This window comes from Streptomyces sp. NPDC015144 (assembly GCF_043079735.1).
GTDB lineage: Bacteria > Actinomycetota > Actinomycetes > Streptomycetales > Streptomycetaceae > Streptomyces.
In genome coordinates this window covers 76073-91887 of sequence record NZ_JBIBUU010000009.1, presented here as the reverse complement: position 1 = coordinate 91887, position 15815 = coordinate 76073, and the positions used below count along the sequence as shown (strand labels likewise).

The following is a 15815-nucleotide window of genomic DNA, read 5'->3' as shown; positions in this document are numbered from 1 at the left end:
CCCGCCTTCACCGCCGTCGCAAGAGGCACACCGCGCACCCGAAACGCGTGTCGCCCCCGGAGACGTCTCCGGGGGCGACACGTACGCGGGCGGGGCGCGGTCCAGGTCCTAGAACGCGGCCTCGTCCAGCTCCATCAGGGAGTTGTCGACGGACTCGGCGAGCGCGCGCTCGGTCGCGAGACCCGGCAGGACGTTCGCGGCGAAGAACTTCGCGGCGGCGATCTTGCCCTGGTAGAAGGCCACGTCCTTCGGGGAGGCGTCGCGCAGCCTCTCGCTGGCGACGGCCGCGCCCTTGAGGAGCAGGTAGCCGACGACGACGTCGCCGGAGGCCATCAGCAGGCGGGTGGTGTTGAGGCCCACCTTGTAGATGTTCTTGACGTCCTCACCGGTCGCGGTGAGGTCGGTGATCATCGTGCCGACGATCGCCTCCAGGTCGACGGCGGCCTTGGCGAGCGAGTCCAGGGCACCGGCCAGCTCCTCGTTGCCCTGGGCGTCGGCGAGGAACTTCTTGATCTCCTCGGAGAGGGTGTTCAGCGAGGCGCCCTGGTCGCGGACGATCTTCCGGAAGAAGAAGTCCTGGCCCTGGATCGCCGTGGTGCCCTCGTAGAGGGTGTCGATCTTGGCGTCGCGGATGTACTGCTCGATCGGGTACTCCTGGAGGTACCCGGAGCCGCCGAAGGTCTGGAGCGACTGCGCCAGCTGCTCGTAGGACTTCTCGGAGCCGTAGCCCTTCACGATCGGGAGCAGCAGGTCGTTGAGGCCGTGCAGCGCCTTGGCGTCCTCGCCCGCGGCCTCCTTCTCCTGGATCGCGTCCTGGACGGTGGCGGTGTACAGCACCAGGGAGCGCATGCCCTCCGCGTACGCCTTCTGCGTCATGAGGGAGCGGCGCACGTCGGGGTGGTGCGTGATGGTGACCTTGGGGGCGGTCTTGTCCATGAACTGCGACAGGTCCGAACCCTGGACGCGCTCCTTGGCGTACTCCAGCGCGTTCAGGTAGCCGGTCGACAGGGTGGCGATGGCCTTCGTGCCGACCATCATGCGTGCGAACTCGATGATGCGGAACATCTGGCGGATGCCGTCGTGCTTGTCGCCGATCAGCCAGCCCTTGGCGGGGTGCTTGTCGCCGAAGGTCATCTCGCACGTGTTGGACGCCTTGAGGCCCATCTTGTGCTCGACGTTGGTCGCGTACACGCCGTTGCGCTCGCCCAGCTCGCCGGTGGTCCAGTCGAAGTGGAACTTCGGGACCATGAAGAGCGAGAGGCCCTTCGTGCCGGGTCCGGCGCCCTCGGGGCGGGCCAGCACGTAGTGGATGATGTTCTCGGACATGTCGTGCTCGCCCGAGGTGATGAAGCGCTTCACACCCTCGATGTGCCAGGAGCCGTCCTCCTGCTCGACGGCCTTCGTGCGGCCCGCGCCGACGTCCGAACCGGCGTCCGGCTCGGTCAGCACCATCGTCGAGCCCCACTGCTTCTCGACGGCGATCTCGGCGATCTTCTTCTGCGCGTCGTTGCCCTCCTCGAAGAGGATGCCGGCGAACGCCGGACCGGAGGAGTACATCCACACGGCCGGGTTCGCGCCGAGCAGCAGCTCCGCGTAGCCCCAGATCAGGGAGCGCGGCGAGGTGGTGCCGCCGATCTCCTCGGGCAGGCCCAGACGCCAGTACTCGGAGTCCATGAACGCCTGGTACGACTTCTTGAAGGTGTCCGGGACCGGGGCCGTGTTGGTCTCCGGGTCGAAGACCGGCGGGTTGCGGTCGGCGTCCGCGAAGGACTCGGCCAGCTCGTTCTCCGCGAGACGGGTGACCTCGTCGAGGATGCTCTTCGCCGTCTCGACGTCCATCTCGGCGAACGGGCCGGTGCCGTACGTCTTGTCGCGACCGAGGACCTCGAAGAGGTTGAACTCGATGTCGCGGAGATTCGACTTGTAGTGCCCCATGGAAGGCTCCGTAATCAATAGCAGTGGCGCGCGGGGCCCCCGGGGAAGGGGGTGCGGGCCGGGCGGGCGACGAGCTGGCGACAAGCTGGCGAGGCGCATATCAGCTGACCTCTACGATGATGCTACCCGTCAGTAATAAGGCGCAACCCCTCAAGCCCCCGATGTGTCCGATTACTCTTTGCGGCATGTACGGCTACGACCAGAACCCTGGTGCACAGCAGCAGATGGGTGGCGGCTACGGCGAGCAGCCGCTGTATCCCGAGCCCTCGCCGCCGTCCCTGGGCGACGCGGTCCGGGCCTTCACCACCGGCTCGCTCTCCGCCGAGGACTTCCAGCAGATCTTCGCGACGTCGAAGGTCTACTGCCCGCGCGGCGACAATCCGGGCTTCCTGGCGCTGCACAACACGCAGCAGCCGGTGATCCCGATGTTCACCACGCTCAAGGAGCTGCGGCGGTACGCGGGCAAGGAGTCCAAGTACTTCGTGATCACCGGGGCCGAGGTGATCGACCTGCTGCCGACCGGCTACGGCTTCGTCCTCGACATGGAGGGCGAGCACCGCATGGTCTTCGACGCGAAGGCCGTGGAGCAGATGGTCGACTTCGCGATGCGTCGCATGTACGGCTGAGCCCCCGGCCTCCCCGGCTCAGGAAGGGGCCCGCACCCGATGGTGCGGGCCCCTTCGCGTTGCTCCGGGCGGGTGAGGGGCCGGTGAGGGACGGGTGTCGGGAGCCGGCGCGACGGGGCCGGGAATGGAACGGGTCTTGCAAGATGTTCACCATTCAACTAAATTGAAGGCAGAACACTCCCCCGGAGGTGGCCCCCATGCCCGCAGTGACTGTCGAAAACCCGCTGACCCTGCCCAAGGTCGCCGCCCCGGGCGACGCGACGGACCGTCCCGTACTCGCCGTCACCACGGCGCCGAGCGGATTCGAGGGCGAGGGCTTCCCGGTGCGCCGGGCGTTCGCCGGCATCAACTACAAGTACCTCGACCCGTTCATCATGATGGACCAGATGGGTGAGGTGGAGTACGCGGCCGGCGAGCCGAAGGGCACGCCCTGGCACCCGCACCGCGGCTTCGAGACCGTGACGTACCTGATCGACGGCAGCTTCATCCACCAGGACTCCAACGGGGGCGGCGGCACCATCCAGAACGGTGACACCCAGTGGATGACCGCGGGCTCGGGCCTGCTGCACATCGAGGCCCCGCCGGAGTCGCTGGTCATGTCGGGCGGCCTCTTCCACGGCCTCCAGCTCTGGGTGAACCTGCCCAAGGCCGACAAGATGATGAACCCGCGCTACCAGGACATCCGCGGCGGCCAGGTCCAGCTGCTCGCCTCCCCGGACGGCGGCGCGCTGCTCCGCGTCATCGCCGGTGAGCTCGACGGGCACGAGGGCCCCGGCATCACCCACACGCCGATCACGATGATCCACGCCACCGTGCGCCCCGGCGCCGAGGTGACCCTGCCGTGGCGCGAGGACTTCAACGGCCTCGCCTACGTGCTGGCCGGACGCGGCACCGTCGGCGCGGAGCGCCGCCCGGTCCACCTGGGTCAGACCGCCGTCTTCGGCGCCGGTTCCGCCCTGACCGTCCGGGCGGACGAGAAGCAGGACGGCCACACCCCGGACCTGGAGGTCGTGCTCCTCGGCGGCCGTCCGATCCGGGAGCCGATGGCGCACTACGGGCCGTTCGTGATGAACAGCCAGGCCGAGCTGAAGCAGGCCTTCGAGGACTTCCAGGCCGGCCGCCTCGGCACCGTGCCCGCGGTCCACGGGATGTGAGCCGGAGGGCGGGTGACGGTACGTCACTCGTACGGCGGCGCGGGCGGGACAGAGTGCCCGCGCCGTGATCGGGTGGGAGGGTGCGGAACGACAAGCCCCTCCTGCCCGATGCCGCGCGCCGCACGGCCGCCTGGTGCGGTGTGGTGCTCCTGGTCGCCGGGGTCGCCGCGGTGGCCGTCTGGCTGTGCGTGACGCTGAAGACGGCGGTCACCCCGGTGCTGCTCGCCCTGCTCGGGACGGCGCTGCTCGGACCGGTGCACCGCCGGCTGACCGACCGGGGGGTACAGCGCTCGCTCGCCGCCGGGCTCACCTGCGTCCTGCTCGTCGCGGTGGTCGGCGGCGCCGGGTACATCGTCGTCACCGCGCTCATCGACAGCGGCGACCAGATCGTCCGTTCGCTGAAGGACGCCGCCCACTGGGTCGTCGACCACTTCGGGATCGGGAAGAAGACCGACGTGGACGACCTCGCGGCGGGCGGGCAGAAGCTCTTCGAGAAGTTCGGCGCGAGCGCCGCGGGCGGGCTGCTCTCCGGGATCAGCCTGATCGGCACCCTCGCCGCCACCAGCGTCCTGGCCCTGCTGCTGACCTTCTTCTTCCTGCGCGACTCCGACCGGGCCCCCGGCCTCGCCCACGCGATCGCCCCGCGCGGCACCGGCGAGCTGGTGGAGGCGATGGGGCGGCGGGCCTTCGAGGCCGTTCAGGGCTTCATGCGGGGCACCACGTTCATCGCGCTGATCGACGCCGTCTGCATCACCGTGGGCCTGCTGGTCCTGCGGGTGCCCGGTGCGGTGGGGCTCGGGGCGCTGGTCTTCGTCGGGGCCTACATCCCGTACCTCGGGGCCTTCGTCTCGGGGACCGTCGCGGTGCTGGTCGCGCTCGCCGACCGGGGCTTCGTGATCGCGCTCTGGGCGCTGGGGGTGGTGCTCGCGGTCCAGGTGCTGGAGGGGCATGTGCTCCAGCCGGTGATCCAGAGCCGTACGGTGCAGATGCACCCCGCCATGATCATGATCGCGCTCACCGCGGGGGCCAGTGTGGCCGGGCTGCTGGGCATGCTGCTCGCGGTGCCGCTCTGCGCGGCGGCCTTCGGCATCCTCGGGGAGCTGCGCGACGGGTTCCGGGGGGCGGCCGCGCCGGAGGAGGAGTGACGGGTCAGGCCCCCGGGGTCCCCTGGGCCTCGGGTGCCTCCTGGGCCTCCGGTTCGGCCGGTCCGGTGCTCGGGGGCGACTCCTGCAGTTCGAACCAGATCGACTTGCCCGCCCCTCGCGGGTCCACTCCCCACGCGTCGGCGAGCATCTCCATCAGCACCAGCCCCCGGCCGCTGGAGGCCATCTCCCCCGGGCGCCGCTTGTGCGGCAGCTCGTCGCTGCCGTCGGACACCTCCACGCGCAGTAGCCGCCCGCCGTGCTCCCCCGTCGCCTGGGCGAGCATCAGCGCGTCGCCGTCCGTGTGGACCAGGACGTTGGTGGCCATCTCGGAGATCATCAGCACCGCCGAGTCGACCTGTTCCGGATCGGCCCAGTCGTGCAGCAGGTCCCGCAGCTGCTGCCGGGCCGCGGCGATCCGTTCCGGCTGGGCCTGCGCGATGGTCAGCGCGGTGCGCCGGGCCGCTGCCCGGCGACCGGTGCCGCCGCCGTCCCGCCGCAGCAGCAGCAGCGCGACATCGTCCTCCCGGCGGTCCGAGAGCGGGCCCGTGGTGTAGTGCGAGGTGGGGCCGTGCACCGTCTGGACCAGGGCGTCCGCCAGCTTCTCCAGATCGGCCGGGTGCTCCTCCAGGACCGGACGCAGCCGGTCCCAGCCGGAGAACATGTCGTGGCCGCCGGTCTCGATCAGCCCGTCCGTGCAGAGCATGATCGTCTCGCCGGTCCCCAGGGTGATCCGGCTCGTCGGGTAGTCGGCGTCCTCCTCGACGCCGAGCGGCAGCCCGCCCTCGGTCTGCCGGATCATCGCGGTCCCGTCGGCGGTGGTCACCACCGGGTCGGGGTGGCCGGCGCGGGCGATGTCGAGGGTGCCGGTCGCCGGGTCCACCTCCGCGTACAGGCAGGTGGCGAAGCGGGGGCCGGGCGCCGTGCCGTCCTCGTAGGCGTCCGTGAGCCCGGAGAGGAAGCGCGAGGCGCGGGCCAGCACCGCGTCCGGGCGGTGCCCCTCGGAGGCGTACGCGCGCAGGGCGATCCGCAACTGGCCCATCAGCCCGGCGGCCCGTACGTCGTGGCCCTGGACGTCGCCGATGACCAGGGCGACGCGGCCGTTGGGGAGCGGGATCATGTCGTACCAGTCGCCGCCGACCTGGAGCCCGCCGCCGGTCGGGATGTAGCGGGCGGCGACCGTCATCCCGGGGATGTCCGGGCCGAGCCTCGGCATCATCGAGCGCTGGAGCCCCAGCGACAGCTCCCGCTCCGTCTCGGCGACCCCGGCCCGGGCCAGCGCCTGCGCGAGCATCCGTGCCACGGTCGTGAGCACCGAGCGCTCGTCCGGCGAGAACGACACCGGGTGCTTGAACCCGGCCATCCAGGCGCCCATCGTGCGCCCCGCGACGATCAGTGGCAGAAAGGCCCAGGAGCGGCGGCCGAACCGGCTGGCGAGCGGCCAGGTGACCGGATAGCGGCGGCTGTACTCCTCGGGCGAGGGCAGATAGATCGCCCGCCCGGTCCGTACGACCTCGGCGGCCGGATAGTCGGTCTCCAGCGGCATGTCGGTGAACGGTCCCTCGTCGCCGATGCCGTGTCCGTGGTGCCCGACGATCGTCAGCCGGTCGCCCGCGATGCCGAAGACCGCGAGCCCGTCCGGCGAGAAGCCCGGCATGGAGAGCGAGGAGGCGACCCGCAGCACCTCCTCGGTCGACCTTGCCTCGGCCAGCGCCCGCCCGGCGTCCAGCAGGAACGCCTCGCGGGAACGGCGCCAGTCGCCGGTGATGGGGACGGGCGCGCCGGTGGTGCCGGACTGCGGCTCGGGCACCTCCTGGAGGGTGCCGACCAGCACGTAGTCCCGGTCGGCCGCGGGCAGCGGCCGGGAGCGGCTGCGTACCGTACGCAGCACCCGGCCCTCGGCGTCCACGATCCGCAGCCGGGCCTCGGCGAGGGTGCCCTCGGCGCGGGCGAGGCTGACCACGCCGTAGATCTCGTTCCAGTCGACGGGGTGGAAACGGGCGCGCACCGCGGACTCGCGGAAGACACCGGCCGCGGCGGGCAGCGCCAGCAGCCGGGCGGCCTCCGCGTCGAGCGTGACGGTCCCGGCGCCGTTGTCCCAGCTCCACAGGCCGGTACCGGTCGTGGCCAGGACATCCTCGGTGCGCATTGCCCTACTTTAAGAATATTTGCGCTCCGGGTGCCACCGTGGGTGCCCGTGCGGGGGCCGCCGCAGGATCTTGAAGTGTCAATGTCAATGATTCGGTTCCGGTGCGGGCGGTAGCCTGGGATGGCTGTAATCCACCCCGAACCGCGAAGACTGGATGAACGACGATGCATCGGTACAGGTCCCACACCTGCGGCGAGCTCCGCGCCTCTGACGTCGGCACCGACGTCCGACTCAGCGGCTGGCTGCACAATCGCCGAGACCTGGGCGGCATCCTCTTCATCGATCTGCGCGACCACTACGGTCTGGTGCAGCTCGTCGCCCGCCCGGGCACCCCCGGCAACGAGGCGCTGGCGAAGCTCACCAAGGAGACCGTCGTCCGGATCGACGGCAAGGTCTCGGCGCGCGGCGCCGACAACGTCAACCCGGAGCTCCCCACCGGCGAGATCGAGATCGAGGTCACCGAGGTCGAGGTGCTGGGCGAGGCCGCCCCGCTGCCCTTCACGATCAACACCGAGGACGGGGTCAACGAGGAGCGGCGCCTGGAGTACCGCTTCCTCGACCTGCGCCGCGAGCGCATGCACCGCAACATCATGCTGCGCTCGGCGGTCATCGCCGCGATCCGCGCCAAGATGGTGGCCCTCGGCTTCAACGAGATGGCGACGCCGATCCTCACCGCGACCTCCCCCGAGGGTGCCCGTGACTTTGTCGTGCCGTCCCGCCTCAACCCGGGCAAGTTCTACGCCCTGCCCCAGGCGCCGCAGCAGTTCAAGCAGCTGCTGATGATCTCCGGCTTCGACCGCTACTTCCAGATCGCGCCCTGCTTCCGCGACGAGGACGCCCGCGCCGACCGTTCGCCCGGCGAGTTCTACCAGCTCGACGTCGAGATGTCGTTCGTCGAGCAGGAGGACGTCTTCCAGCCGATCGAGAAGCTGATGACCGAGCTCTTCGAGGAGTTCGGCAACGGCCGCCACGTCACCTCGCCGTTCCCGCGCATCCCGTTCCGCGAGTCGATGCTGAAGTACGGCAACGACAAGCCCGACCTGCGCGCCAAGCTGGAGCTGGTCGACATCTCCGACGTCTTCGCCGACTCGGAGTTCAAGGCCTTCGCCGGCAAGCACGTCCGCGCCCTCCCGGTCCCGGACACCGCGGGCCAGTCCCGGAAGTTCTTCGACGGTCTGGGCGACTACGCCGTCCAGCACGGCGCCAAGGGCCTGGCCTGGGTCCGCGTCGGCGAGGACGGCACGCTGGCCGGACCGATCGCCAAGTTCCTCACCGAGACGGACGTCAAGACCCTCACCGAGCGCCTCTCGCTGGTGCCGGGCCACGCCGTCTTCTTCGGTGCGGGCGAGTTCGACGAGGTCTCCAAGATCATGTCCGTCGTCCGCGTCGAGGCCGCCAAGCGGGCCGGTCACTTCGAGGAGGACGTCTTCCGGTTCTGCTGGATCGTCGACTTCCCGATGTACGAGAAGGACGAGGAGACCGGCAAGATCGACTTCTCCCACAACCCCTTCTCGATGCCCCAGGGCGGCATGAAGGACCTGGAGGAGAAGGACCCGCTGGACATTCTTGCCTGGCAGTACGACATCGTCTGCAACGGCATCGAGCTGTCCTCCGGCGCCATCCGGAACCACGAGCCCGACGTCATGCTCAAGGCGTTCGAGATCGCCGGTTACGACCGCGAGACCGTCGAGCACGAGTTCGCGGGCATGCTCCGCGCCTTCCGGCTCGGCGCCCCGCCGCACGGCGGCATCGCCCCGGGCGTCGACCGCATCGTGATGCTGCTCGCCGACGAGCCCAACATCCGCGAGACGATCGCCTTCCCGCTCAACGGCAACGCCCAGGACCTGATGATGGGCGCGCCGACCGAACTGGACGAGTCGCGGCTGCGCGAGCTGAACATCCAGCTCCGCAAGCCGGTGGCGGCGGCGAAGGGCAAGGACGAGGCCAAGACGGAGAAGTAGTCCGGTCTCTGTCGCCCCGCTGTTTCACGTGAAACAGCCCCCGGCCGGGGTCGGCCGGGGGCTGTTCGCGTATCGGGTGCCGGGTGCTCATTGGGTGCCGCTGTGCCGCTGTGCCGCTCCGTGCCGGGGTGCTACGCCGCGTTCAGTGCGGTCGTCGGGTCGAGCCGGGCGGCCCGGACCGCCGGGTACAGCCCGGCGACCACACCGATCACCAGGGTGGCGGCCAGCCCGCCCGCCAGGGCCCAGGGCGGGACCACCGGCGTCCACCCCTGGACCCGGGCGAAACCGAAGGTGGCCGCCGAGCCCAGCAGCGCGCCCGCCGTCCCGCCCAGCGCCGACAGCAGCAGCGACTCCGTGACGAACTGGAGCCGGATCGCACCCCGGGTCGCGCCCAGCGCCCGGCGCAGGCCGATCTCCCGGCGGCGCTCCAGCACGGAGACGACCATCGTGTTGGCCACGCCGACCCCGCCGACCAGCAGCGCCACCGCCCCCAGGGCGAGCATCAGCCGGGTCAGCCCCGCGTCGGTGGCGGCCTTGGCGGCCAGCGCGTCCGAGGGGCGGGAAACCTGGACGCCCGCCCCGTCGCCGGGGTTGAGCGTGCGGCCCAGGACCGCCCGCACGTCCGCCACGGATTCGTCGGTGGAGCGCTCGAAGACGGTGGTGGGGTGGCCGTCGAAGCCGAACCAGCGCTCGGCTGCGGGGAACCCGACCATGGCCACCCGGTCCAGGGTGGGGACGAGGTCCAGCGGTTCGAGGACGCCGACGACGACCACCCGGACGTCGTTCATCATGATCGTCTCGCCGGGCCGGGTGACCCCGAGGCGTTCCGCGGCCACCGCGCCGAGCACCGTCACCGGGAGCCGTTCTCCGGCCCGGTCGAGCCAGCGGCCCGTGCGCACCTCGCCACCGAGCGCGGCCAGCAGATCGGTCCGGACCGCCTGGGTGGTGACGCCCGCGGTGCGCTCCTCGGGGACCACGTCGCTGCGGCGGATACGGGCGTCCACGTCGGCGGAGGCGGTGGCCTGGCGCACCGGGCCGATCCGCTCGACCATCGCGACCGCGTTCTTGGGCAGCTTGAGCCGGCCGCCCTGCGCGTCCTTGCCGGCCTCGGCGGTGAGGAGATTGGTGCCGAGCCGGTCGAGCCGGGCCATCAGGTCCGCGCGGCTCGACTCGGAGAGCCCGATCACCGCGACCATCGTGGCGATCCCGATGGCGATTCCGAGCGCCGAGAGCACCACCCGGGCCCGTCGGGCGCGCAGTCCTACCGCGCCGACCCGGAGCACGTCGCCCGGAGCGAGGCGGGCGGGCCGGAGGTCCTGCCTCATGAGGGGGCGCGGATTCTGGCTCATGGAGCGGCCTCCTCCGGGCTCGGGGACGGGCTTGGGTGCGGGCTGGGGCGCGGGGGCGGGTTCTGGAGTGGGGTCGGGTTCTGGAGTGGGGGCGGCGCGGGCACGGCCGCCGAGCGCTGGTCCGAGACGATCCGGCCGTCCCTGAAGCGGACCCGGCGCGGCAGCGCGTCGGCGATCTCGTTGTCGTGGGTGATCACGCAGACCGTGGTGCCCGCCGCGTTCAGCTCGTGCAGCAGCTCCATGACGATGGCGCCGGACGCGGTGTCCAGGGCCCCGGTCGGCTCGTCCGCCAGCAGCAGGGTGGGCGCCCCCACCACGGCGCGGGCGATGGCCACCCGCTGCTTCTCGCCGCCGGACAGCTGGTCGGGGGTGTGCGAGCGGCGGTGGTCCAGCCGCACCCGGGCCAGCGCCTCCCGGGCCCGTGCCCGGCGTTCCCGGGGCGGGACGCCCGCGTAGAGCAGCCCGTCCGCGACGTTCTCCACCGCGTCGCGCCCCGCCGCCAGGTGGAAGTGCTGGAAGACGAAGCCGATGTGGCGGGAGCGCAGGGCGGAGAGCCGGGAGTCGGCGAGCCGGGACACGTCGTGGCCGGTGATCCGGACCGTGCCCGTGGTGGGCCGGTCGAGGGTGCCCATGAGGTTGAGCACGGTGGACTTGCCGGAGCCGGACGGGCCGACGACGGCGAGCAGCTCGCCCCGCTCGACGGTGAGGTCCACCCCGCGCAGGGCGTGGACGCCGCCGGGGTACGTCCGGGTGGCGCCGCGCAGTTCGACGACCGGGGCGGACGACGCGTCGACGGGCGGGGGCACGGGGACCGGTGGGGACGGGGGGACCGGCCCGCTTGTCGGTACGCGGCTCATGAGGCGGCCACACCGACCTTCAGGCCCGCGCGCACGTCCGGCCCGCTGACCTCGATCAGCCCGTCGGCGGTCATGCCCGTCTCCACCCGCACCATCCGTGACGTGGCGCCCTCGACGACCTGGAGCCCGTAGCCGCCGTTCTCGCCGCGCAGCGCCACGACCGCCTCGACCGGGACCGCGAGCACGCCCTTGTGCTCCTCGCTGACGAACTTCACGCTCGCCGGGGCCCTGGGCTCCTCGCCCTTGACCGCGCGCGCCCCGCCGTCCAGGGAGATCTCGACGACGACGCCGTCGCCGGCGCCCTGGTCCTCGGCCTCCCCGGACTCCCCGGGGCGTGCCGTCCCGGTGACCCGGCCGCCCTCGGTCTTCCCGCTGGGCAGGGTGACCTCGACCCGGGCGCCGCGTGCGGCGAGCGCGGCCTCGCTCCGGTCGAGCTCGGCCCGGACGACCGGGTCGGTGGAGGCGATCGTCAGGACCGCCCCGTCCGGGCCGACCCGGTCGGCGAGCGCCGCGTCGGCGGAGACCACCTTGACCGGGCCGGGCTGGAAGACCACGTCCCCCTGGCCGACCCGGCCGGTGGGCTCCCGGTTCAGCGACTTCTGCCACCGCTCGACGGCGGCCTCGGTGGCCGCGTCGTACCGGACGTCGACGTACAGCCCGGCCCCGTACCCCAGGTCGCGCAGGTTGCGCTCCAGCTGGAGCACATCGCTGCCCCGGTCGCCGAGCTTCATCTCGCGGAACATCGGGACCGGTCCGTAGAGCAGGGTGACGGGCTTGTCGTTCAGCTCGTACAGCGCCTGCCCCCTGGTCAGGGTGCGGCCCTCGGCGGCGGCCACGGTCACGGTGCCCTCGACGGCGGACTTGACCGCACGGCGCCGGGCGAAGCCGAGGGTGCCGTCCACCGTGGTGGACCGTACGAGGTCCGCGCGGCTCACGGTCGCGGTGGCGGGCGGCAGGTCGCCGGCCCGGCCGGGGGCACCGCCGTCACCGTCGCCGAGGAACAGCCACCCCCCGGTGACGGCGGCGGCCACCGCCACCGCGCCGAGCGCGAGCAGCAGGGTGGAGCGCCTCACTGCATGCCGTCCAGGCCGTCGAGCAGCTTCGTCCGGCACGCCTCGCGGGCCTTCTTGTACGTCGGTGAATCCCAGTCGATGCTCGGGGACGCCGGGTTGGGGTCGCCGCCGGGCTGGGCGATGCCGCCGTTCATCGTCGGGTTGGTGAACCGGGAGACGCCGTGGTCCCGCATGCACGTCGCGTGCGCCAGCATCGATTCGTAGGACTTCTGCTGGTCGCGCTTGGGTTCGGCGTCCAGGGCAGCCCTGAGCTCGGGCACGCAGGCACCGTCCTTGCCGCCCTTGATGCCCTCGTTGCGGCCGGGCTGGGAACCGATCTCGTTGACCTTGTCCCAGTCGAGGTGCCCGCTGAGCTTGGGGTCGGGGAAGTCCTTGTAACCGCCCTTGGCGCGCATGCACTGGACGTACTTGACCTGGGCGTCGTAGAACGCGCTCTTGCCGGCGGGCGGGGTGCTCGCCTTGTCGGTCTCCTGCGGGGAGGAGGTCTTCGGGCCGTCCGGCACGTCGGCGATCGCATCGCTCCGTGTGCCGTCCGCTCCGTCGTCCCCGCCGCCGCAGCCGACGGAGAGGGCGAGCACGGGCAGCGCCACGAGCGCGGCGACCCGGAGCCGGGCGGTGGTCCGGGGGCTCCGGGTGGTCTTCCGGTGGGAAAGGTTCATGCACGGCACGTTGACCGTCGCGGATGATGACCGGTCCATGGCCACATGATGGGAACGTAACAATGCCCCCGGCCTGCGCGTTCGTCCCCCTGGACCCCGGACGGAACGGCCCCGGGCATGCACATAATCGGCCCCATGCCGCATGTGTTGCTCATCGAGGACGACGCGTCCGTACGGGACGGGATGGAGCTGGTGCTGCGCCGGCACGGGTACGGGGTGTCGACCGCCGCCACCGGCGAACAGGCCCTGGCCGCCCTCACCGGCGAGGAAGGCGCCCGGATCGAACTGGCCGTGCTCGACCTGATGCTGCCCGGCATGGACGGCTTCGAGGTGTGCCGCCGCATCCGCGCCCGCTCGGCGACCCTGCCGGTCATCATGCTGACCGCGCGCGGCGACGACCACGACATCGTGGCGGGCCTTGAGGCGGGCGCCGACGACTACGTCGTCAAACCCGTCACCGCCCCCGTCCTGGAGGCCCGCATCCGGGCCGCGCTGCGCCGCGCCGAGCCCTCGGCACCGGCGCACCGGCCCGGTGACCTCGCCGGGCTGGTGATCGACCGGCTCGGGCTGACCGTCACCAAGCACGGCGTACCGGTCCCGCTGCCGCCCACCGAACTGCGGCTGCTGCTGGAGCTGTCGGCCTCCCCGGGGCGGGTCCTCAGCCGGGAGCAGCTCCTCGAATCCGTCTGGGACCACACCTTCCTGGGCGATTCCCGGCTGGTGGACGCGGCGGTCGGCCGGCTCCGCGCCAAGCTGGAGGACGTACCGGCCAAGCCCCGCTACGTCCAGACCGTACGCGGCTTCGGCTACCGCTTCGGCCCGCTGTGAACCGGGAACGAGCCCGGAAGCGGACCCGGGGGCCGGACCGGAAGCGGACCGGGACACGTGCCCGGCATCCGGTCGGCGGGCTGCGCACCCGGCTGGTCGCCACCTTCGTCGCCGTCGCGCTGATCAGCGCCGTCACCGCGACCGCGCTCGCCTACCGGGAGGCCCGCACCGCCGTCCTCCAGCGCACCCAGAACACGGCCGTGAACGATGTCCGGGCGCGGGTCGGGGCGGTGGCCGTCGACTTCGACCTGCCGCCCGACCAGCGCTCGCTGGACCGGTTCGCGGCCCGGGTCTCCGAGGGCATCGGCGGCCGGATCGTGGCCGTCCGCTACCGGGATCTGGCCGCCACCTCCGACCCGTACGCCGACACCGCGTCCCGGATCGGCGCGGGGCTGCGCGCCGCCGTCCGCACCGGCGACGACGCGGTGTTCCAGCGGGTGCGGTGGCGGGACGAGCCGTATCTGGTGGTCGGCATGCCGGTGACGTACGCGGACGGGGACCGCGGCGCCTCCGGCCTGGAGGTCTACGCGATCACCGATCTGCGCGCCGAGCGCGACGACACCGCCGCCCTGCTGGACTCGGTGCGGGCGGGCATCGTGCCGGTGGTGGTGCTGGCCGCCGTGCTGGCGCTGCTGGCCGCGGGGACGGTGCTGCGGCCGGTGCGCAGACTGGGCCGGGCCACCCGTGAGCTGGCCGCCGGGGACCTCGGCAGCCGGGTCGCCGTCACCGGGCACGACGAACTCGCCGATCTGGCCCGGACGTTCAACGAGACCGCCGACGCGCTCCAGGCGTCCGACGCCGATCTGCGCGAACAGGAGGCGAAGGCGCGCCGCTTCGTGGCGGACGTCTCCCACGAACTGCGCACCCCGCTCGCCGCGATGACGATGGTGGCGACCGTCCTGGAGGAGGACGCCGACCAGCTGCCCCCGGACGCGGCCCGCGCCGCCCGGACCGTCGGCGCCGAGACGGCCCGGCTGGCCCGGCTGGTCGAGGAGCTGATGGAGATCTCCCGCTTCGACGCCGGAGCGGCCCGGCTGAACGCGGCGGAGACCGACCTCGCCGACACCGTACGGGCGTCGCTGGCGCTGCGCGGCTGGACGGACCGGGTCCGCACGGAGCTGGCCCCGGGCGTACGGGCGGTCGTCGACCGGCGCCGCGTCGACGTGATCGTCGCCAACCTGGTCGGCAACGCGCTCCGGCACGGCGCCCCGCCGGTCACGGTCACCCTGCGGACGTGCCGCGCGGCGGACGATGCGCCGTGGGCGGTGCTGTCGGTCGCCGACCGGGGCCCCGGGCTGCCGCCGGGCGCGGGACGGCGGGTCTTCGACCGGTTCTACAAGGCGGACGAGGCCCGTACCCGTTCCACCGACAGTGACGGCGCCGGCAACGACGCCGCTGCGGGTGTCAGTGCCGGTGACGGCGGCCAGGGCAGCGGTCTCGGCACGGCGATAGCGCTGGAGAACGCCCGGCTGCACGGCGGGACGATCGAGGTGGCGGACGCGGCCGGGGAACCGCCGCGCGGGGCGGTGTTCACGCTCCGGCTGCCGCTGCGGCACTCCGGGCCGGAAGAGGAGGGGACGGAATGAGGACGCGGCGAGCGGTGGCGGCCGCCGTGCTGGGCGCGGCCGCTCTGACCGGCTGCGGGGTCCAACCGACCGGGGTGGTGACGGCGGGCGAGCCGGCCTCCGGGCTCACCCGGGGAGTGCGGCTGTACTTCGCCTCGCCGAGCGGGCTGACCGCGGTGCCGCTGATCGACCGGCGGGTCGACGACCTGAACGGGGCGCTGAAGCTGCTCGGGGCGACGGAACCGCCCCCGGGCCAGGGGCTGGTCTCCCTCGTCCGCCTCGGCGGCTACTCGGCGACCGGCTCGGGCGAGCGGGTCACGGTGCGGACGGAGGGGCCGTACGGAGGGTCGGGGCGCGACCAGGCGACCGGGCAACTGGTGTGCACCCTGGCCCGTGCCCAGTCGGTGCTCGACCCGAGGGTGCGGGCCGACGACGTCCGGGTCACCTTCCGCCCGACCGAGGGCGATCCGCTGGGGCCGCTGGGATGCGCGGAGTTCCTGGGGAGGTGACGACGGCG

13 protein-coding genes are annotated in these 15815 nt (G+C 72.4%); 7 read left to right on the top strand and 6 right to left on the bottom strand.

The window, feature by feature from the left end:
* Window positions 1-108: 108 nt before the first annotated feature.
* Window positions 109-1935, bottom strand: a complete 1827-nt coding sequence (locus ACF08W_RS17495; protein WP_385202966.1) for an acyl-CoA dehydrogenase — start codon at window positions 1933-1935, stop codon at window positions 109-111.
* Window positions 1936-2120: 185 nt separating this feature from the next.
* Between ACF08W_RS17495 and ACF08W_RS17490 the strand changes: the two genes are divergently transcribed.
* From ACF08W_RS17490 to ACF08W_RS17480, 3 genes are all read left to right on the top strand, one after another.
* Window positions 2121-2561: an SseB family protein gene (locus tag ACF08W_RS17490; RefSeq protein ID WP_148836880.1), complete on the top strand. Its 441-nt coding sequence runs from the start codon at window positions 2121-2123 to the stop codon at window positions 2559-2561.
* Between the two features lie 197 nt (window positions 2562-2758).
* Window positions 2759-3715 carry a pirin family protein gene (locus tag ACF08W_RS17485; RefSeq protein WP_352274146.1) on the top strand — a complete coding sequence of 319 codons (957 nt, stop codon included), beginning with the start codon at window positions 2759-2761 and terminating at the stop codon, window positions 3713-3715.
* A gap of 80 nt (window positions 3716-3795) precedes the next feature.
* Window positions 3796-4860 carry an AI-2E family transporter gene (locus ACF08W_RS17480; RefSeq protein ID WP_385202972.1) on the top strand — a complete coding sequence of 355 codons (1065 nt, stop codon included), beginning with the start codon at window positions 3796-3798 and terminating at the stop codon, window positions 4858-4860.
* 4 nt (window positions 4861-4864) lie between these two features.
* Here ACF08W_RS17480 and ACF08W_RS17475 read toward each other — a convergent pair whose 3' ends face one another.
* Window positions 4865-7006, bottom strand: coding sequence for a SpoIIE family protein phosphatase (locus ACF08W_RS17475; RefSeq protein ID WP_392279752.1), 2142 nt, complete (start codon window positions 7004-7006; stop codon window positions 4865-4867).
* A 164-nt stretch (window positions 7007-7170) separates the two neighbouring features.
* Here ACF08W_RS17475 and aspS point away from each other — a divergent pair, with 164 nt between their 5' ends.
* Window positions 7171-8967, top strand: a complete 1797-nt coding sequence (gene aspS, locus ACF08W_RS17470) for an aspartate--tRNA ligase (RefSeq protein ID WP_352274149.1) — start codon at window positions 7171-7173, stop codon at window positions 8965-8967.
* Window positions 8968-9098: 131 nt separating this feature from the next.
* Here the strand turns inward: aspS and ACF08W_RS17465 are convergent, their stop codons facing one another.
* The 4 genes from ACF08W_RS17465 to ACF08W_RS17450 are packed head-to-tail and all read right to left on the bottom strand — an operon-like array spanning window position 9099 to window position 12905.
* Window positions 9099-10316 (bottom strand): ABC transporter permease, encoded by a 1218-nt coding sequence (locus ACF08W_RS17465; RefSeq protein ID WP_392279751.1) that lies wholly within the window; start codon window positions 10314-10316, stop codon window positions 9099-9101.
* Window positions 10313-11173 (bottom strand): ABC transporter ATP-binding protein, encoded by an 861-nt coding sequence (locus tag ACF08W_RS17460; protein WP_392279750.1) that lies wholly within the window; start codon window positions 11171-11173, stop codon window positions 10313-10315. Before ACF08W_RS17460 ends, ACF08W_RS17465 begins: the two co-directional genes overlap by 4 nt.
* Window positions 11170-12246: a peptidoglycan-binding protein gene (locus ACF08W_RS17455; protein WP_392279749.1), complete on the bottom strand. Its 1077-nt coding sequence runs from the start codon at window positions 12244-12246 to the stop codon at window positions 11170-11172. The genes ACF08W_RS17460 and ACF08W_RS17455 overlap by 4 nt, the downstream gene beginning before the upstream one ends.
* On the bottom strand, window positions 12243-12905 hold the full coding sequence (locus ACF08W_RS17450; RefSeq protein ID WP_392279748.1) for a hypothetical protein: 663 nt from the start codon (window positions 12903-12905) through the stop codon (window positions 12243-12245). The genes ACF08W_RS17455 and ACF08W_RS17450 overlap by 4 nt, the downstream gene beginning before the upstream one ends.
* Before the next feature lie 135 nt (window positions 12906-13040).
* Here ACF08W_RS17450 and ACF08W_RS17445 point away from each other — a divergent pair, with 135 nt between their 5' ends.
* From ACF08W_RS17445 to ACF08W_RS17435, 3 genes are all read left to right on the top strand, one after another.
* On the top strand, window positions 13041-13733 hold the full coding sequence (locus ACF08W_RS17445) for a response regulator (RefSeq protein ID WP_392279747.1): 693 nt from the start codon (window positions 13041-13043) through the stop codon (window positions 13731-13733).
* A gap of 80 nt (window positions 13734-13813) precedes the next feature.
* The gene (locus ACF08W_RS17440; RefSeq protein ID WP_392279838.1) at window positions 13814-15319 is read left to right on the top strand and encodes an ATP-binding protein; all 1506 of its coding nucleotides are present in this window, start codon (window positions 13814-13816) and stop codon (window positions 15317-15319) included.
* Entirely contained in the window at window positions 15316-15807 is a 492-nt protein-coding gene (locus ACF08W_RS17435) for a hypothetical protein (protein ID WP_385202993.1), read from the top strand. Before ACF08W_RS17440 ends, ACF08W_RS17435 begins: the two co-directional genes overlap by 4 nt.
* Window positions 15808-15815: the final 8 nt, after the last annotated feature.